We start from the raw sequence: 17,521 nt of genomic DNA, 5'->3' as shown, positions 1-17,521 counted from the left end.
ATAAAAAAGGGTGAAGTACATTCACCCTTTTTTATTTTAATTAAATAATTCCCTTTTCAGGATGCTTTCCTGTAACTGTTCTGCCAAAGGCCTTCAACTCTTCAATCTGCCCATCAATATCCCCGTTGGGATAAACGGCAGGCCCAATACCAGCCTCTTTCTTTTTATAGTCCAAATACCCGACGATCACTGGAACATTCGCCTCCAAGGCGATGTGGTAAAAACCTGTTTTCCATTTCTTCACAGCACTTCTGGTTCCCTCTGGAGTCACCATAATCACGAGTTCTTCTCGTTCTCTGAGCATCTGAGTCATCGCCTCGGTGTAAGTTTGTTTTCTTCCTCCCGGGATTCTTTTCCGGTCAATTGAGATTGCACCTAAAGCTGAAAGTAGCCAGCCCAATGGACCTACCATCACTTCTTTTTTGATCGTAAATCTTACCGGAATATCCATTAGGTAAAAGGCTGCCCGTGCATAAAGAATATCCCAATTGGACGTGTGTGGTATCGCTATCAAGACAGCTTTCTTTACTCCTTCAGGCCATTGCTTATTCAATGACCATCCAGAAATCCAAAATATAAACCGAGACAATAACTTCATCATAAATACACGCTATTAGGGAAGGGTTGATTTTTGCATTAATTCCATCATGGAAGGATTTTCTTCCATGACTTTAAGAGTCTGTTCATAGCCAGCTTGAAAGAGCTGTGGTGCCTTTTTGATGTCAAATACGCCATATTTTCCCAATCCGGGGGATTCAATAAAGTAATCGCATTTAGACATCCTGCTGTAAACATTATAATTCATCGACATGATCACGGACCTTTCGATGAGACTTTTCATATTATTGAAATTGCTATCCTCTGGAAGGTGATTGCAATTTACACCAATAACAACCTCGCAAACTCCTTCCAAAGGCTCTACGGGCAAATTATTCAACACTCCTCCGTCCACGAAAAATCTATCTTTCACCTGTACAGGTACAAACATTCCGGGAATACAAGAAGAAGCTAAGATCGGTTTGATCAATTCCCCTTCATCGAAGTACACCACCTTACCTTTTCTGATATCCGTAGCAGCTACTGCCAAAGGAGTTTTTAATTTGGAGAAGTCGTTATGAGGAAGGTATATCTTGAAGAGGTCCCAAAGAGAATCCATTTTCAAGATTCCTCGAAGGGAAATCGCAGGTCGCATGAACCTGAAATAGTTGGTTTCAACGATTATTTTTAAAACCTCCTCGGGAGAATATCCATGACAATACATTGCGCCAGCGATAGCTCCGGCTGAAGTTCCGGAAACTTTGCTTGGGTAGATACCAGACTCATTGAGGGCCTTCAATACTCCCAAATGAGAAATTCCCCGGATTCCTCCGCCGGAAAGTGCCAGTCCGATTTTAAGTTTAGAGTTCATCCAGTCTAAAAGTTTGATCCAAGCGAACTCCTTTTTCTGTCATCTTTACCGTGCAGCATTCATTGACCGGGTCATGCTCTAAGAAGAGAACATAGCCTTCGCGAGCAGCTTCTTCGAGAAACAATTGCTTCTCCTGCATCGTGATCAGTGGCCGCGTATCGTAGCCCATTACATAGGGCAATGGAATATGGCCGACGGAAGGTAAAAGATCTGCCATAAAAACGACAGTTCTACCTTTATAAGACAATTTTGGAAGCATTTGCTTATCCGTGTGACCATCCACGGTGATGAAATCAAATCCCTCAAACAGGGACTTCTGTTCCATATCTACAAACTTCAGGACACCATGGTCTTGCATTGGTAGAATATTTTCCTCCAAAAAAGAGGCCTTTTCTCTTGGATTTGGCATAGTCGCCCAATCCCAATGTTCTGCATTAGACCAGTAAGTAGCTCTAGGGAAAGTCAATTCATATTGTCCATGTGATCCATATTTGATTCCGCCCCCACAATGGTCAAAATGCAGATGAGTCAAAAACATATCACTGATGTCTGTAAAATTGACCCCAAGTCGATTTAGATTTTTCTGAAGAGAATCATCCCCATGTAGGTAATAGTGACTAAAAAATTTGGCGTCTTGCTTGTCTCCTATTCCATTATCAATCAGTGCTACCCGATTTCCATCCACGACAAGCAAACTTCTCATGGCCCAAGTACAAAGATTGTTGTCATCTGCTGGGTTGGTTCGTGACCAGAGGGTCTTAGGAACCACCCCAAACATTGCACCGCCGTCAAGTTTGAAGAATCCGGTATTTACGGTATATAATTCCATTTGTAGGTTATCATTTAGGTTAAAAAACCAAAAGCAACCTTATCCGCGGAAAGATTGCTTTTTGGTATTAGTCGGTTTCTGCGTCTCCGCAATATTTTCCCACCATTTGGGAGAACTCAAATCTCAGATTTCAAATCTCAAATTTCAAATCTTATTCTACCACCACTCCCATGGAGCAGAATTTTTCAATTCTTTGTTCGATTCTTTTCTCCGGCTTGATTTTATCCAATTCTTTCAAGGACTGAAGAATCACCTCTTTGATGGTTCTGGACATCCATTTTAGGTCTTTATGAGCCCCACCCAGTGGTTCTGGGATAATCTCATCCACCAATCCATTTTGCTTCATGTCTTTGGCAGTAAGCTTCAAAGCCTCTGCTGCTTGCTCTTTGTAATCCCAAGATCTCCAAAGAATGGAAGAGCATGACTCCGGAGAGATCACAGAGTACCAAGTATTTTCCAACATGAAAACTTTATCTCCGATTGCAATGCCCAAAGCACCTCCGGAAGCACCTTCACCAATAATGATACAGATGACAGGAACTTTCAGCATAAACATTTCTTTGAGGTTTCTGGCGATCGCTTCACCCTGACCTCTTTCTTCAGCTTCCAGACCTGGAAATGCGCCCGGAGTATCAATCAGGGTTACAATTGGCTTACCGAATTTCTCGGCCATTTTCATCAAGCGAAGCGCTTTTCGGTATCCTTCAGGATTTGCCATCCCGAAATTCCGCTCTTGTCTTTGCTTGGTGTTTCTACCTTTTTGCTGACCGATGAACATAACCGTACGTCCATCAATATCACCCAAACCGCCAATCATTGCCTTATCATCCTTGACCGTACGATCGCCATGAAGCTCTACAAAGTCATTGGTGATTTCATAAATATAGTCCAAGGCATAAGGTCTATCAGCATGTCTAGAAAGCTGCACCCGCTGCCAGCGCGTGAGCGTTTCAAAGGTCTCTTTTTTCAAGGCGAGGATTTTTTCTTCCAAAGACTCAATATCACTACTTAGATCAATATTTCGGCCTTTGGCCAAGTCTTTCATCTCTTGGAGTTTTTGCTCTAAATCAGCTATGGGTTTTTCGAATTCTAATACCATTTTATTGGTTTTTGAGAAAAGCAAAGATAACGGAATCTACTAATCGACTGCAAAATGCTAACCTTGAAAAGCATTTCAAAGTGAAAAATCCTCCTTTAAAACAAAAAAGTCCCGAATTTCTTCGGGACCTCGATGCGGAATGGACGGGACTCGAACCCGCGACCTCCTGCGTGACAGGCAGGCATTCTAACCAGCTGAACTACCACTCCTAATGGATTTGTAAATAAATTTAAACGATGCGGAATGGACGGGACTCGAACCCGCGACCTCCTGCGTGACAGGCAGGCATTCTAACCAGCTGAACTACCACTCCGTGACCTTCTCTTTTGAAGTGGTGCAAAGGTATAAAAATGAACATTAACAGCAAGAACCAATTTCGTTTTTTTTACTACCTAGGCTTTATCTATTTCTATTTCAAACAAATAATTTTATCTCTTCCTCTACGTTTAAACCGCACTTTCATCTACCAGCACCTCTACGTCGGGATGAAGCCAAAGAAAAGATGCTGGTAAAGCCATGGACACTTCTTTGGTAAGGAGTTTTTGAAAAGCTTCTTTTTTCCCTGATCCGGCGATAAACAGAAGTATCTTTTTTGATTGAAGAATATTCCCCATCCCCATGGTCATTCCAAAACTTGGTGGTTGTTGCAAGGATTTTATCATGCCATTATTCAACGTCGAGGGAGCTAATTCACATTTATGAAAACCTACCTGAAAAGTATATGAGGGCTCATTCAGGGCTATATGCCCGTTGGTACCAATTCCCAAAATGCAAATATCCAAGGGGCCTTTCTGTTGAATCGTATTTTCCATGACTAAACAGTCTCTTTCAGGGTCATCTGTAAAAGGATCGATCGTCCAGTATCTTTCTTGAGAAATGCCCAGAGGCTGAATGAATTTTTTCTGGACGTCTAATTCTGAGGTAAAGTCTGATCCAGGCTCCAAACCACCCCATTCATCCAGTTTAATCACACGAAGCCGGGAGCAGAATTCTGGATTCCTGCTTTTTTCACTAACCATCTCTGCGTATAGCCCAGAAGGAGATCCTCCGCTTGCCACACAAAACAGTAAATCCGGTTTTAATTCGATTTCCTTTTGGACAATGTGAAATGCCGCTTGGCTCATTTTATTGAAATCAGAAAAATATTGGATGTTCATGGCTATTATTTTAACCCAAAAGTATTCATTATTCAGACTTTGGGTTAAACCATTCAAAAAATCATCAGGAGGAATTCCCGATCACTTTTTAAAGCTTTTGAGCTCCTTTTCAGGATCCTTAGTATCTTTTGAAATTAATACCAATCAAACTAATCAACCTTACGAATATGAAAAACCTTGCTTGGGGATTGACAGCAGCCTTGCTTCTGACCAATTCCAGCCTTTGGGCTCAAAAGAAGTCCGCAAAGCCTGATCCGCTAAAAGCTTCCGTGCAGCAGTCTGTGGATTCAAGATTTGAAAATCTCACAGAACTAAGCGACAAAATCTGGTCTTTTGAAGAAATCGCATTTCAGGAAAGCAAGTCGGCAGCTGCTCTTTCTGCTTATGCCGAGGAGCTTGGCTTTAAGGTAACTCGGGGAGTTGGGGAAATCCCCACCGCTTTTGTGGCTGAATACGGTTCAGGAAGCCCTGTAATCGGGATTTTAGGAGAGTTTGACGCATTACCTGGACTTTCCCAAAACAAAGTCCCTTTCAAAAGCCCCTTAAATGACGGAGCCCCTGGTCACGGCTGTGGACACAACCTCTTTGGTGTGGCTTCCTTGGGTGCAGCTGCAGCGATCAAGGATTTGATTGCAGAAGGAAAACTGAAAGGAACGATCCGTTTTTACGGTACTCCTGCCGAAGAAAAATATTTTGGCAAACTTTGGATGATCCGGGCAGGGCTATTCAATGATGTAGATATCGTCATGGATTGGCATCCTGCCGCAGAGACCAAAGTTGCTGTGCAGAAAGGATTGGCTTTGGTGGATTTTATTGTTGAATTCAACGGTCAGGCTGCTCACGCTTCTGCGGACCCTTGGAATGGCCGTTCAGCCTCTGATGCTTTAGAACTTTACACCACTGGAATCAACTATTACCGAGAACATATCAAACCCACTGTAAGAATCCACTATCATATCCAAGACGGTGGACAGGTAGTCAATGTAGTCCCTGATTACAGCAGACTTTGGGTGCGGGTGAGAGATACCAGCCGACAAGGACTCGAACCTGTTTGGAAACAAGTTGAGAAAATGGCTGAAGGAGCAGCCATCATGGCAAATGTAGAGCATAAAGTGACTTTAGTTTCCGGAATCCATGAAGTTTTGGTAAACCGAACTGGTTCTGCCGCCATGCAGAAAAACCTCGAAATGCTGGGGCCAATTTCCTACACTCAAGAGGAGCAGGAATTCGCAAAGAAAATCCAAGAAGCAACTGGAAAACCACAAATTGGATTAGTCTCTGAAATCACTCCAATGGAAGAAACTGAAGAACACAGCATGGGTGGTAGCACCGATGTCGGCGACGTCAGCTGGGTAGTTCCGACCATTCGTCTGAGTGCGACCACTGCTCCAAACGGCACACCTTGGCATTCCTGGGCTGTAGTAGCGGCAGGTGGAATGTCCATCGGGCACAAAGGAATGGGGTATGCTGCCAAAGCTTTAGCCATGACCATGGTGGATCTTTACCAAAATGAGGCTTTAAGAAATGAAGTGAAAGCGGAGTTCAAAGCTAAAAAAGGAGACTATGTCTATAAAGGAATAGTCCCAGATGGTCCTCCGCCTTTGGATGCTGGCTATTAATTCCTCTGAGACAGCAAATGAAAATTATTAGAATATACTTGTTGGGACTGGCGCTGTTAACCAGTCCCACCCTTTTTGCTCAAAGCGAGCCGAAATCAGATGAGGAGCAAATAAAATCGCTTGTGCAGAATATGTTTGACGGCTTGTTTTCAGGATTTGATTCTGAAAAAATACCGCTTTACCTCACAGATGATTTCATCCTTTTGGAGGATGGTGAGATTTGGGACAATCAGGTCATCAAAGAATACTTGGATGGACAAAAAGCTAAAGGAAATCTCCCTTCCCGTGAAAACAGCTTTGAATTCATCGAGATCAAAATCTTTGAAAACCGGGCTTGGGCCGCCTATAAAAACTGGGCAACTATACGTCGGGATGGAATAATCATCCGACAAGCACACTGGCTTGAAAGCATCACAGCCATCAAAACCGAGTCAGGCTGGAAAATGGAAATGATGCATTCTACTCCGGTTAAATGACTTTGATAACAAGAATCGATAATGGTGGAATATGGATTATTGAGTTGAATGAAAAATGGGAGTTGACCCCGGATATTTCTCCTTCATTAGACGCAAAAGTAATTTTAGACCCAAATGTAGCTTGGAAGCTTTTCTCCAAAAGCCTAAGGCCTGCCGAGGTAAGGGATCAAGTGAGTATAGAAGGGGACGAAAGACTAGGTAACCAAGCTTTGAATCTTTTAGGGTTTATGGCATAAAAAAAGGAAAGCTTTTCGCTTTCCTTTTCTATTTCTTATCCAAACAGCTTTTCCAGAATCTTGTAGGTAATCAGGTAAGTCGGTTTGACGCCATCCATCCCCAAGGCTCCCGAAGCTAAAGTACTTCCGGTCTCCAAAGGATTATCTGATGCGTAATAGGCATACAAAACCTTGACATTGGAACGGATATTTCCACGAATCTTAGAAGCCGACTGAATTGCTTTTTGGTAATGAGCTCCCTCCATCTCAAGTCCTACTGCATTCCAGGAAGATTCCATAAAGTAAGTCAAGATATCTCTGTTTTGGAGTGAAGTCCCCAAGACAGTGATCATGGAACCTTGATATACTCCCAATCCATAGCCCTCAAAATCGGATTTTTTCAGTTCGTTTCGGAAAGGATAATTATCTGCCGTACCCTCGAACACATGGGAAGTAGGTACCATCAGATCACCCTTTCCTCCATGTAGAATCCCTGCTTTACCCATGATGGAAGTCGAAATTACATTCAATGGATATTCTTTACCCTCTTTTGAATAGGGCTTCAAAAGCTCGTCAAAACACTCATAAGCCTGCTCCCCGAAGGCGTAATCCATCACGACAAAAACTGGTCTTTTTTCCTTTTCCTCAGGAAGATTCACTCCCGGGATCAAGGTTTTCTTTTCCAAATGGGCTGTATCAATGATCTGAGCACCGATATTGGTTCCGGATTCGTCAGGCAAGTCTATGAAGCCATGCTTGGCAGCAAAGTCCTGGATCTTTTTGCCTTGATGATTCTTATCCTTTACAGAGATTGCGGTTGCTACTGCCTCAATTTCCTCAAAGTTATTGCAACCCAAAGCTTGATGAGCATAAATGGTATTCACCACACTGTGAAGATTGGCAGAAATGATGTGAATCGGACGCTTTAGAAGATCATGTTTTAAAAGAGTTTCTTTGATCCTTTTGGCCCAAAGATCTCCATAAACGTGATGGCCGATTCTTTCTCTTAGAGTAGCTGAGAAGCTGATCTCCCGATCTTGTCCCGTGGTCGCCTCTTCGATGGCAAGTTTTCCTAAATGATAAACAATGGAAAATAGGCTATTCACATTGGAAGATTTCTCAAATCTTTTGACCGCAGCTATGGTCTCCTCAAAGGTCCGCCCGATGATATGACTTAGGTAGGCAGAAGCACACTCAATATCAAGCTCCTCTCCTGCTCTCTCCTTTCGGACAAATTCTTCCAGCATCATCCAGTTGGAAGAAATTCTTCCCTTTGGATCCGTACTGTTCCTTTGGATTTTTTGAGACTCGATATACAAAAAAGTAAGGTGCGTCAGGATATCATAAATATCAGATCGTCCCCTTGTCATTTCCACATACATAATCTGCTCATCCAGGCGATAGCAGTTTCTTTTTCGTTTGGGTGGAATCAAAGGAGTCAAATGGGAGGTTTCATAGCCTTCTCTACTGATCAGACGGACGAATCTACACTCCTCAATTCCTCTGGGAAGGCGCTCCATTACATACAACAGTCCATCCAATTCTAATTTTTCAGGATCGGTCACTGAGCCATAAATTTCCGGACTAAGGGTCATCAAAGCGCTGATCAGGCCTTCGCCGGAAACCCCCATAGGCTTGTAGCTACCCCGATTAAAAAGATGGCGCATGGTGATGTAAAGTCGCTCAATGGCTGCTCTGGACTCTTGTGCTCTGGTTCTCTTCATGTGTTTGCAAAAGGTTAAATTCAGCAAATATAGCCATTTCTGGCCAATTGGGAGTGATTTCTTAAAACATCACTGAGATTTGAGCTTCTCAGCAAAATGCTTTTTCAGTTTATCTACTTTAGGTTTGATCACGAATTGGCAGTAGGGCTGCATTCCATTGAGGTTGAAATATTCCTGATGATAATCTTCGGCAGGATAAAAGTTGGAAAACGCAGTGATCTCAGTAACAATGGGTTGCTCAAAAACTCCTGCTTCATTCAGTTCTTTTTTCAACTGCTGTGCAACTTCCTTTTGGGATTCTTGAGTGTAAAAAATCGCGGATCTATACTGAGGCCCAACATCAGCTCCCTGCCTATTCAAGGTGGTGGGATCATGCGTTGCCCAGAAAACTTCCAAGAGCTCAGCAAGACTTATCTTTTGGGGATTATAGTAAACTTGGACCACTTCTGCATGTCCGGTAGTCCCTGTACAGATTTGACGGTAGGTGGGTTGTTTAATGATTCCCCCGGCATAGCCAGAAACCACTTTTTCTACTCCTTGAAGTCGCTGGAATACGGCTTCAGTACACCAAAAACATCCTCCACCCAAAGTAATCATTTCCAATCCTTCGGGTATCTCGACAGTGGTCTGGGGTAAATTGAGAGATTCGCTCATAGTATTTTCTTTAGAAGCCTAACCTTTCTTTTTGCCTTCAGGTTTCGAAACCGGCAGAATCTCCTCTTTTCCAGTGGGAAAATGTTTAGGAAAAATATCTCTTCCATCCAAAACTACCTTGATCAAGCCCTCTGAGTTCATTTGCATCATTACTTCCAAAATTTCTGGAACAAAGCTCTCCCAGCTTTGAGGATACATTTGTCGGATTACTTCCAGAGGTGAAAATGGATTTCCTTTTTTCCTCCAGACCCAATCCAATATTGCCGTCCTCAATACCTCCATCTCCTTAAATTACTTGCAGATCATCACAAATGCCGGAGGGAGATTCTTAAGTGTAAACTTTGCCTCAACCCGATCAAAATATTTCTTGAAAAGGTTTTTCAACAAATAGGAGTAGCAAATCTGAATATACTTTCCGGAAGGGGTAAGAGACTGCCTGGACTTTGCCAAAATTTGATCTGTTGCCTCTTTTGGAATAAAACTAAACGGCAAGGAAGAAAGGATATAGTCTGCTTCTCTGCCATGAAGGTAGAGATCAATATTTTCTGCGGAGTCATTGATAATTCTTACATTCTCCTGAGGGAATTGCTTTTTCATCGCCTCACAAAAAGATTTGTTGATCTCAAAAACAAGGAGCTCTGCATCAGGACTCATTCTGTCTATTATCCCTTGGGTGATACTACCATCTCCCCCACCTAATTCCAAAATTACTTTTGCATGGGATAAATCAGTGAATGACAGCATTTTGTTCACTAATGACTTAGAACTAAAGGTAAGGGCTCCGGTAGTTCCGATATTGGAGTATAGCTCCAATAAAAGGTTTGATTTACTCATAATCTAAAATTGACCCTTGAAGATACCTGATTTTGATTTATCTTTTCTGCGTCATCCTTTATTGATTTTCCGAAAATATGGCCCAGAAGGCTGAAATACGTTCCACATTTGTCGATAGAGTTACACGAGTACTAGGTGATTTCTGGGGTATGTCCTTGATTTTCATCTTACTCATGCTGCTGATTAGAGGCCTTGAAATCATTTTGGTATTTAACACTCACGTGTTGGACTTTAATAAGCAAGAGCTCCTTGCACCAAGTTATTTCCAGGATCTGAATTGGATTCTTTATTTTTTAGGATTGCTTTTCATCATTCATTTGGTGATAAGTATGCTATCAGCAAAATTTTCTAGGTATTTGATGCAAGTCATGCTGACCATTGCTTTGGTGATCCAGGCTGCCTTGGTATTTTACTTTGTCAAAACATTATTGCCCCTTGGAAAAGACCTTTTTGCCTACAATTTCAATGACCTCTATTTGACCATCAGTTCCTCTGGGCAATTGAATGCTGTCAATTTGATTGGAGGAGCTATTGTCTTGGTACTAATCGCCGGTTTACTGTATCTCGGAATTCGGATTTTCCAATTTGGCTTAAAAACATATGTGACCTTTACAGGAGTTTTTCTGAGCCTATTAGTTGGAATCGCCATTTTTCCTAATCCGCTTCCTGAAGCAGCCAATGAAACCAAAAGAAATATTGAGCTGAATAAATCCAAGTATTTAGCGGAGCAAGCTTTTGATCACTTTATGTATGGAGGAGAATACTATTTCGACTTTTATCTACGCAGTAGTGACTTAAATTTCTTTGTCAAAAAGGAATACACCAACACCGAATACCCATTCCTTCACCAAGGGGATTATCCTGACGTTTTAGGCCCATTCTTCGATTCTTTGACCCAAGCACCGGATATAGTTTTCATCTTGGCAGAAAGTTTTGGGAAAGCTTATTCCGGGAAGGATGCTTACCTAGGGAGCTTTACTCCATTTTTGGATTCTCTTGAGCAACACAGCTTAGTCTGGACCCATGCCATTTCTTCCACCGGACGAACTTTCGGTATTCTCCCCGGAGTGTTGGGAGGAATGCCGTTTGGAGAAAAAGGATTTTTGGAGCTATATCCCGAATATCCCAATCATGAGTCTCTTCTAAGTATTTTGAGAGACAATGGGTACCAATCCCGCTTTTTTATCGGATCAGATCGCAAATTTGACCATGAAGGAGATTTCTTGGAATACCATGAAGTAAGCCAAATCGAAGATCAGGATACATTTTTACCTCAATTCAGCAAAACTCCCTCCAACAATGGTTTTTCTTGGGGATATCCTGATAAGGAATTGTTTCGAAATGCGATGCTCAAACTTCCTAATGAAAAGAATGGCCCTGAGCTAAGAATTTTTCAAACCCAAACCTCCCATGATCCTTACATTGTACCCGAACGGGAGCTATATGAAACGAAATTAAACAACCACCTGAGCAATGTTCTCAGGCTCAATTCTGCGAAAATTCAGGAATACAATTCCTACAAAGACATTTACATGACCATCCTCTATGCGGATGATGCAATTCGTTTGTTTTTTGAAGAATACAAAAAGCGTCCTGAGTTTGCCAATACCATCTTCATCATCACCGGGGATCACAGACTTCCGGAAATTCCGATGACCACCCGGCTTGACAGGTTTCATGTTCCGTTGATTATATATTCCCCTTTGCTGAAGGAAAATGCCTATTTCAAAGGTCTTACCAGTCACTTTGAAATCTCTCCTTCCCTATTGGCCTTTTTGCAAAAAAATGTGGGAATCAAAGTTCCGGAGCAAGTTACCTGGATTGGTCAGGTTCTGGACACTGCAAGAACCTTCCAGGCAAAAATCAATATGCCATTGATGCGGAACAAAAACCAACTGATAGACTATCTCAACGGGGAATTTTTCTATTCAGACGGGCAAATCTATGTAATCAGTGAGGGATTAAATATTGATCCAATTACTGACGCGGAAGTTTTGACCCGATTAACAGGAGAATTTGAAGAATACAAAAACAAAAACTCCTACACAGTTCAAACTCGCAAACTTCTTCCCGCTGAGAATTAAGTCAAATTATTTTTTGGACCGGTGAACATCCTCGAAAATCTGCGAGATTAGAGGTTGATAATAGTTCCAAAAAAAGCTTTGCCGGTTGGTATGGTCAGCTACTACATAAAAACCTCTCCAGAGATACGGAAGTCCGGCATAATAAGGAGATCCCAAATTATTTTCCATATCCGAAAAATCCCCTGAAAAGTAATATTGCTTTCCTCCATTGATTTCTCTGTAAATAGCCGCAGGGAAAAATCTCGGTAGCCCCATACTTCTTAGCCTCTGCAATCCTTCATTCGTAGGTCCAATATCGTAGTACGAAATCACCTGATAATCCCGCTCAATCAACACTACATCAAACCAATCCGGATAAGGTACTACCTGAGGAAGTTTATAGCCATGTTTATTGACTTTTTGGGTACGAATGGTGGGAGTCTTACTTTCAAAGTCTTTACCGAAATTAAAAACTTCGATTTCCCCTGTATCTTTTACAAAGACTAACCCCGGTCCAGAGAAGTTCCATGATCTTCCGTTTTGCTTGTACTGCTGGATCAGCCACTTTGGTATTTCAGCATCCACGATCGTGTCCATTTCATCAAAATGTCTTCCGATCCAGCCAGTCCATTTGATGCCCATCTGATTTTCAAATTCAGATCTCAAAAAATCGGTCGTAGGAGAAGCCATACTGTTAAATTCAGCGATCAAAACTTTTCCTTCTTCCTTAGCTGCTCTGATGATTTCAATATCACTTTGATTTAAGCCCCCATAGATTTTCTTACCCGCACGGAAGTCTTTTTGTTTTTTGAAATCATTTTCAAAAACCCCGTAAGTATCCGCAAAGAATATGACATCCTTTTTTTTGACCTCCTCTTTAATCTGGGCAGGAGTTTTTTCAGAAAAATCCAATTTGGTTCCTAAGTCCTCTTTTCCTGATGGAAAAAAACCAAGATAATCTTTATCCACTGAATACATCTCTCCAGAGGATGGGGTGAATTTATCATGATTTAAAGCCCATATGATCCCGGCATGCTCTCGGTAATTACTGAATGGGACAGTTTTATCTATGACTAAAACCTCCAAGTTTTTGGAAGGGAACAAGGTCCAGATTCCAAAACTGAGCAATGGAACTCCAATTACTAGCAATAGAACCGGCCAAAATCTAGAAAGGACAAGTTTTAATTCTTCTTTCATTTCTACCTGATTTAAAACCTGTATTCTGTTCCCAGAGAAAGGTTGAAGTTGTTTCTGAATTTATCAGCACTCAATTCATCTCTACTAAACCCGGTAAATCCATAAATCATGAATTTGGGTGAGATCAGCTGCTGATAGCCTACCCTCAAGCGATAGGAGTTGAGCAATTGGCTTTGGTCTCGGGTTTCCTCGTCTGGGGAAACTCCCGAGCCCACTTGTATACTGAAAAAGTCCTCAGCAGTCTTGAAATAGTATCTCGCCTGAAGCTGACCGGATGTGCTTACCTGCCCTTCAGAGGGAATTACATTGGCTCTGAAGTTAATCCACCAGTTTCCTACATATTTCCCTACCGAACTGGTAATCATATGGGTAGCTTCTGAAAATCCGAGATATCTATATCCCCCTTCGATTTCCCACGCCTTAGGGAGATTATGGTAATAAGATGCTCCAAACCTCAGTTTTGGAAAAAAAGTGGCGCTGGAACCTCCAAGGTTTAAATAGGCATATCCGTTTTTTCCGATAGAAGGATAGGCATCCAGTTCATACAGCGTACCAAAGCCATCAAAACGAGTGGACTGAGTCACTCGGGCGATAAGAGCTCCTGTCAGATCAGTCCTGGTTCTACCGTAAAAGGACCAGGTATTCCAAATCCCAATGTCTCCGAAAAAAGTATCGTAATCATAGGTGGCTCCTATGGCATTGGTTTTTCGAAGTCGTTGGAGATTTTGCATATATCCTAAAATCCCTTCTATCTGAAAGCCTTTTTCGAATAATGGCTCGACCACTCCGTAGGCCTCATCATATTTCTCCTGATAGTAGTAAATCCGGGATTCACGATAGGCAATCTCATTTGGCAAAGGATTGAAGTTAGATTTGGCTTTGGTAATGAGAGATTCTGCCTCTGTCAATTGATCTGACCAAAGAAGGTTATCCAGACTGGCAACATAGGCATCTGCATAGGTTGGCGAAGCCAGAACGGCTTTGTCCAAGTAGATACTAGCTGAGTCATTTTTACCTTCCCAGGCATAGCTCCTTCCCACCAGAATCAGAATATCTGCGTAGGTCGGATATTGATTCAAGGCCCGAAAGGCAATTTTTCTACCTTCGCTGTATTTACCGTCAAGGATGAGCTTTCTAGCTTGCAGAAGTAACTCATCCGGATCAAAGGAATCCTGAGCTTTTACCCCAAAGGAGCCAAAAACCACTAAAAATATCAATGCAATCTTTTTCATCAAGATGTAGATTGGGTGCTTAAATTCCTTTTATCCTCGGCGGTCTTGAAGCCTTTTCGAATCATAGAACCCCATCCGCCTTTCCCTTTAATAAAGTCCCAATGGCCCTTCAATCCCCACCAAACTACCATCGGATGCATCCATAATGGCTCGGTAAGAATCATCCAAATTAGCTTTCTTAAATCTTTTTTGTCCTTGTAATGGTTGAATGCGATCTGTTCGTACAACACACTGAAAGAGGATACTAACAGAGATAGCAAATACATCATTATCAAAAGTGCGATAAAGTAGACTGCACTGAAGTCCCCCACAAAAATCAGAATGGAGGTATAGATCAATCCGGTTATTTCCAGAATTGGTGCATTTTTCTCAAACAAAGACCAGAAAGGATAGGTCACAGTCCCAATTATTCCATATTTGGGATTGAGTTTGATTTTGCGGTGGAGTTGTAAGGTCTCGATAGTTCCTCTCATCCATCTGTTTCTCTGACGGGCAAGAACATCTTTGTTTTCAGGAACTTCAGTCCAACATAGTGGGTCAGGAACGTACCCTACCTTGTAAGGGATTTTTTCCTCGCACATAAATCGTCTCATTCGGACGATCAATTCCATGTCCTCGCCTACTGTTTTTGGAAAATATCCCCCAACCTTTCGGACAATATCTGTTCGGAAAAAACCAAAAGCCCCTGAGATCAGCATCAAGCCATTTACCCTAGCCCATGCCATTCTACCCATTAGGAAAGCTCTGAAATATTCAATTACCTGAAATCTTCCCAAAGTAGTATCCGGAACTCTGTAGGTCGTTACCGTACCGTCTTGAACATCACAGTTATTGGCAATACCGATCACACCGCCAACGGCAATGACTTTCTTATTGGTCTCCTCCATGAATGGACGTACCATTCTGGAAATGGAGTCACTGGAAAGAATACAATCCACATCTATACAGGCCAAAAGCTCCATGTTGGCAACATTGATCCCTGTGTTCAGAGCATCTGCTTTGCCGCCATTTTCCTTATCAATGACAATCAATCTACGATATGACCTGTTGGGAGATTTGTAAACTCCACGTACAGCCTGTGTATCAATGTCTGGATGGTAAGCAAAATCACTTTTCTCCAGTTCAAAGGAGGTTATGAGCTTTTCCAAAGTATCATCCTTGGAACCATCATTGATGACAATCACTTCAAATTTTCCATAATGGAGTGACAGCAAGCTTTTTACATTCTGGACAATGGTCTGCCCCTCATTGAATGCAGGAGCTAGGATGGAAACTCCAGGCGCTATGGGAGAGGTGATGATATCTCCATAATCTGCAAATTGATTTTTGCGTAGGTAATCTCTCATTTCCAAGGAACTGAGGATCATCATGACCATATTGACAGAAATCACCAAGAAGCTAAGGATCAAAAACATCCATCCCACCACTTCTAATATCAGGTAAAACAGAAAACTATACATAGACTAGCTTGGGATCTAAAACGTGGTTTCTGATTTTTAACCGAGAGGAATCTTCCTTATTGAGAGTCATCTCATCAAATTTCCCTTTGTCCAATTCATAGATACTCTTCAGAATTAATAGCTGAGTAGAAAAGTCATCGGTATTTTGAAATAACTCCGAAAGTAAAATCACTGAATTCTCGTCACCTAGGGACTTTGCGGTCTCAATGGCCTGCTCGACAAGCTCCAAATCCTCTTCCTGAAGGCATTGGTTGATAAAGTCCACCTCCATATGGGCACCGATTTCTTGATAGGCCTTTAGAATTTCTATTTTTTCTTCCGTGCTTGCCTGAGATGCTATTGAAGCCAGTCTTTCCAACAAATCCACTCTACCCAGGATTCTAACCAGCTTTATTCCAAAAATCCGGATACTCTTGTTTTTGGAATCAAAAAGCATCTCAATTTTGAGTTGCTTTTGAGCACTGACAAACTTGATGATTCTCAGATAATTCATCTGCTGCCAATCCGATAATGGATAGGTCTGGTCTCTCAAAAAGGATAAATCTGATTTTTCAGAAAGATTAAGAAGGGCAGAGACAGCCAAAGATCTCACATGGAAGTTGGAAGAATCAGACAGCTTTTTGACATCCTGGAGACATTCTACCAGATCCATTTCGTTGATTTCCACTAAACCCTCAGAGACAATATGCCATTTGGATTTTCTGATTTTCGCCGCCGAGACCTTGTCAAGGCCAAGTTGATGATAAATAGCCTTCAGTTTTTCCTTGAATTCGCCCTTCATTTTCTTGTTGAGACCGATAATGCTATGGATCAACACATCTTGATAAAGAGGCTTGGACAAATAGTTTAGAGGAAAGAACGGATCATAATCGGCTTTTTTCATTTTTGAAAGCTCCTCCAGTTCTTTTTCAAAAAGTAAGTTGGTCAATGGATCCACGATCATCTCCTCGTATTCTTTCTTCAAAATCTCTCGACGGTTTTTCCTTGCTTTTAAGATCAACATCGAAATGATCATCAGGAGGGCTGTGATAAAAAAGAACCCAATAATCAAAGTAACCACAAAGAGCTTCAAGTCAGCAGTAAAAGTATAGCGATTGCCGAATACTGGAGCGTAGGGGGATTTGACAGCCAAAGCTACCAAATCTTCTTTGGGTTTTACTTTTTGAGTGACAGGATCAAAATCCCCATTTCTCATTAGGTTGGAGATATACTCACGGACTGCCTCTTCTGAGTTTTGAGACGAAAAAATAAAATATAAAAGCTTGAAATTGACCCTATCAGACTCAACTTGAGCCAGAAGACTGAAGTCCTCCCTGATTCCGCTAACCCATCCAGAATCAGACTTAGTCAGATCCAGCTTGAGAGTTTGTACTTCGAGGCTATCCAAACTTGGAGGGAAAACAAGTTGATAGCCCAAACCTGGGATTTGATTTTGGATTTGCAGAAAATTAATCCATTCAGAACTATCCTTGGGCAGAATGTCCTGAGCCGATAACTTCCCAATGGAAATGCAAAATCCCAGAAGAATGGAAAGTAAAGTTTTCTTCATTCAGT

17 protein-coding genes and 2 tRNA genes are annotated in these 17,521 nt (G+C 41.8%); 4 read left to right on the top strand and 15 right to left on the bottom strand.

The genetic code is table 11. From position 1 onward, the window contains the following. Nucleotides 1-40: 40 nt before the first annotated feature. From G458_RS0108315 to G458_RS0108285, 7 genes are all read right to left on the bottom strand, one after another. Nucleotides 41-601 (bottom strand): 1-acyl-sn-glycerol-3-phosphate acyltransferase, encoded by a 561-nt coding sequence (locus G458_RS0108315; protein WP_026951494.1) that lies wholly within the window; start codon nucleotides 599-601, stop codon nucleotides 41-43. Nucleotides 602-613: 12 nt separating this feature from the next. Next, nucleotides 614-1,408 carry a patatin-like phospholipase family protein gene (locus tag G458_RS0108310; RefSeq protein WP_026951493.1) on the bottom strand — a complete coding sequence of 265 codons (795 nt, stop codon included), beginning with the start codon at nucleotides 1,406-1,408 and terminating at the stop codon, nucleotides 614-616. Continuing rightward, nucleotides 1,398-2,237: an MBL fold metallo-hydrolase gene (locus tag G458_RS0108305; RefSeq protein ID WP_026951492.1), complete on the bottom strand. Its 840-nt coding sequence runs from the start codon at nucleotides 2,235-2,237 to the stop codon at nucleotides 1,398-1,400. Before G458_RS0108305 ends, G458_RS0108310 begins: the two co-directional genes overlap by 11 nt. Nucleotides 2,238-2,388: 151 nt before the next feature. Beyond that, nucleotides 2,389-3,336 carry an acetyl-CoA carboxylase carboxyltransferase subunit alpha gene (locus G458_RS0108300; RefSeq protein ID WP_026951491.1) on the bottom strand — a complete coding sequence of 316 codons (948 nt, stop codon included), beginning with the start codon at nucleotides 3,334-3,336 and terminating at the stop codon, nucleotides 2,389-2,391. Nucleotides 3,337-3,471: 135 nt separating this feature from the next. Next, nucleotides 3,472-3,545: transfer RNA gene (locus tag G458_RS0108295), tRNA-Asp, on the bottom strand. Between the two features lie 30 nt (nucleotides 3,546-3,575). Continuing rightward, nucleotides 3,576-3,649 (bottom strand) — tRNA-Asp (locus G458_RS0108290). A 133-nt stretch (nucleotides 3,650-3,782) separates the two neighbouring features. Further along, a complete protein-coding gene (locus tag G458_RS0108285; protein WP_026951490.1) occupies nucleotides 3,783-4,493 on the bottom strand; it encodes a 6-phosphogluconolactonase in 711 nt (236 codons plus the stop codon). Between the two features lie 167 nt (nucleotides 4,494-4,660). Here G458_RS0108285 and G458_RS0108280 point away from each other — a divergent pair, with 167 nt between their 5' ends. The 3 genes from G458_RS0108280 to G458_RS0108270 are packed head-to-tail and all read left to right on the top strand — an operon-like array spanning nucleotide 4,661 to nucleotide 6,824. Beyond that, on the top strand, nucleotides 4,661-6,112 hold the full coding sequence (locus G458_RS0108280; protein WP_026951489.1) for an amidohydrolase: 1,452 nt from the start codon (nucleotides 4,661-4,663) through the stop codon (nucleotides 6,110-6,112). 17 nt (nucleotides 6,113-6,129) lie between these two features. Further along, a complete protein-coding gene (locus tag G458_RS0108275) occupies nucleotides 6,130-6,588 on the top strand; it encodes a DUF4440 domain-containing protein (protein WP_157359736.1) in 459 nt (152 codons plus the stop codon). Beyond that, entirely contained in the window at nucleotides 6,585-6,824 is a 240-nt protein-coding gene (locus G458_RS0108270; RefSeq protein ID WP_026951487.1) for a hypothetical protein, read from the top strand. Before G458_RS0108275 ends, G458_RS0108270 begins: the two co-directional genes overlap by 4 nt. 35 nt (nucleotides 6,825-6,859) lie before the next feature. Here G458_RS0108270 and G458_RS0108265 read toward each other — a convergent pair whose 3' ends face one another. The 4 genes from G458_RS0108265 to G458_RS0108250 form a co-directional block, all read right to left on the bottom strand. Continuing rightward, the gene (locus tag G458_RS0108265; RefSeq protein WP_026951486.1) at nucleotides 6,860-8,527 is read right to left on the bottom strand and encodes a DUF6909 family protein; all 1,668 of its coding nucleotides are present in this window, start codon (nucleotides 8,525-8,527) and stop codon (nucleotides 6,860-6,862) included. 69 nt (nucleotides 8,528-8,596) lie between these two features. Next, a complete protein-coding gene (msrA, locus tag G458_RS0108260; protein WP_026951485.1) occupies nucleotides 8,597-9,181 on the bottom strand; it encodes a peptide-methionine (S)-S-oxide reductase MsrA in 585 nt (194 codons plus the stop codon). Between the two features lie 18 nt (nucleotides 9,182-9,199). Continuing rightward, entirely contained in the window at nucleotides 9,200-9,463 is a 264-nt protein-coding gene (locus tag G458_RS20455) for a DUF3253 domain-containing protein (RefSeq protein WP_051287141.1), read from the bottom strand. A 9-nt stretch (nucleotides 9,464-9,472) separates the two neighbouring features. Then, a complete protein-coding gene (locus G458_RS0108250) occupies nucleotides 9,473-10,015 on the bottom strand; it encodes a class I SAM-dependent methyltransferase (RefSeq protein ID WP_026951484.1) in 543 nt (180 codons plus the stop codon). 77 nt (nucleotides 10,016-10,092) lie between these two features. Here G458_RS0108250 and G458_RS0108245 point away from each other — a divergent pair, with 77 nt between their 5' ends. Then, nucleotides 10,093-12,099, top strand: a complete 2,007-nt coding sequence (locus G458_RS0108245; RefSeq protein ID WP_026951483.1) for an LTA synthase family protein — start codon at nucleotides 10,093-10,095, stop codon at nucleotides 12,097-12,099. Nucleotides 12,100-12,105: 6 nt separating this feature from the next. On the opposite strand, the gene G458_RS0108240 is transcribed toward G458_RS0108245, so the two are convergent. The 4 genes from G458_RS0108240 to G458_RS0108225 are packed head-to-tail and all read right to left on the bottom strand — an operon-like array spanning nucleotide 12,106 to nucleotide 17,516. After that, complete coding sequence (locus G458_RS0108240; protein WP_026951482.1) at nucleotides 12,106-13,275, bottom strand: hypothetical protein; 1,170 nt, start codon at nucleotides 13,273-13,275, stop codon at nucleotides 12,106-12,108. Nucleotides 13,276-13,286: 11 nt separating this feature from the next. Next, the gene (locus G458_RS0108235; protein WP_026951481.1) at nucleotides 13,287-14,507 is read right to left on the bottom strand and encodes a YaiO family outer membrane beta-barrel protein; all 1,221 of its coding nucleotides are present in this window, start codon (nucleotides 14,505-14,507) and stop codon (nucleotides 13,287-13,289) included. Continuing rightward, on the bottom strand, nucleotides 14,507-15,967 hold the full coding sequence (locus G458_RS0108230) for a glycosyltransferase family 2 protein (protein WP_026951480.1): 1,461 nt from the start codon (nucleotides 15,965-15,967) through the stop codon (nucleotides 14,507-14,509). The genes G458_RS0108235 and G458_RS0108230 overlap by 1 nt, the downstream gene beginning before the upstream one ends. Further along, nucleotides 15,960-17,516 (bottom strand): hypothetical protein, encoded by a 1,557-nt coding sequence (locus G458_RS0108225; protein ID WP_026951479.1) that lies wholly within the window; start codon nucleotides 17,514-17,516, stop codon nucleotides 15,960-15,962. The genes G458_RS0108230 and G458_RS0108225 overlap by 8 nt, the downstream gene beginning before the upstream one ends. Nucleotides 17,517-17,521 lie beyond the last annotated feature (5 nt).

It is taken from the genome of Algoriphagus mannitolivorans DSM 15301, assembly GCF_000429425.1.
In the GTDB taxonomy this organism is placed as follows: domain Bacteria; phylum Bacteroidota; class Bacteroidia; order Cytophagales; family Cyclobacteriaceae; genus Algoriphagus; species Algoriphagus mannitolivorans.
This window is presented reverse-complemented; position numbering and strand designations above follow the sequence as displayed.

Excerpts from the sequence above, each read along its gene's own strand:
- G458_RS0108315 (WP_026951494.1), bottom strand. The coding sequence starts at position 601 with ATGATGAAGTTATTGTCTCGGTTTATATTTTGGATTTCTGGATGGTCA.
- G458_RS0108310 (WP_026951493.1), bottom strand. The coding sequence starts at position 1,408 with ATGAACTCTAAACTTAAAATCGGACTGGCACTTTCCGGCGGAGGAATC.
- G458_RS0108305 (WP_026951492.1), bottom strand. The coding sequence starts at position 2,237 with ATGGAATTATATACCGTAAATACCGGATTCTTCAAACTTGACGGCGGT.
- G458_RS0108300 (WP_026951491.1), bottom strand. The coding sequence starts at position 3,336 with ATGGTATTAGAATTCGAAAAACCCATAGCTGATTTAGAGCAAAAACTC.
- G458_RS0108285 (WP_026951490.1), bottom strand. The coding sequence starts at position 4,493 with ATGAACATCCAATATTTTTCTGATTTCAATAAAATGAGCCAAGCGGCA.
- G458_RS0108280 (WP_026951489.1), top strand. The coding sequence starts at position 4,661 with ATGAAAAACCTTGCTTGGGGATTGACAGCAGCCTTGCTTCTGACCAAT.
- G458_RS0108275 (WP_157359736.1), top strand. The coding sequence starts at position 6,130 with ATGAAAATTATTAGAATATACTTGTTGGGACTGGCGCTGTTAACCAGT.
- G458_RS0108270 (WP_026951487.1), top strand. The coding sequence starts at position 6,585 with ATGACTTTGATAACAAGAATCGATAATGGTGGAATATGGATTATTGAG.
- G458_RS0108265 (WP_026951486.1), bottom strand. The coding sequence starts at position 8,527 with ATGAAGAGAACCAGAGCACAAGAGTCCAGAGCAGCCATTGAGCGACTT.
- msrA (WP_026951485.1), bottom strand. The coding sequence starts at position 9,181 with ATGAGCGAATCTCTCAATTTACCCCAGACCACTGTCGAGATACCCGAA.
- G458_RS20455 (WP_051287141.1), bottom strand. The coding sequence starts at position 9,463 with ATGGAGGTATTGAGGACGGCAATATTGGATTGGGTCTGGAGGAAAAAA.
- G458_RS0108250 (WP_026951484.1), bottom strand. The coding sequence starts at position 10,015 with ATGAGTAAATCAAACCTTTTATTGGAGCTATACTCCAATATCGGAACT.
- G458_RS0108245 (WP_026951483.1), top strand. The coding sequence starts at position 10,093 with ATGGCCCAGAAGGCTGAAATACGTTCCACATTTGTCGATAGAGTTACA.
- G458_RS0108240 (WP_026951482.1), bottom strand. The coding sequence starts at position 13,275 with ATGAAAGAAGAATTAAAACTTGTCCTTTCTAGATTTTGGCCGGTTCTA.
- G458_RS0108235 (WP_026951481.1), bottom strand. The coding sequence starts at position 14,507 with ATGAAAAAGATTGCATTGATATTTTTAGTGGTTTTTGGCTCCTTTGGG.
- G458_RS0108230 (WP_026951480.1), bottom strand. The coding sequence starts at position 15,967 with ATGTATAGTTTTCTGTTTTACCTGATATTAGAAGTGGTGGGATGGATG.
- G458_RS0108225 (WP_026951479.1), bottom strand. The coding sequence starts at position 17,516 with ATGAAGAAAACTTTACTTTCCATTCTTCTGGGATTTTGCATTTCCATT.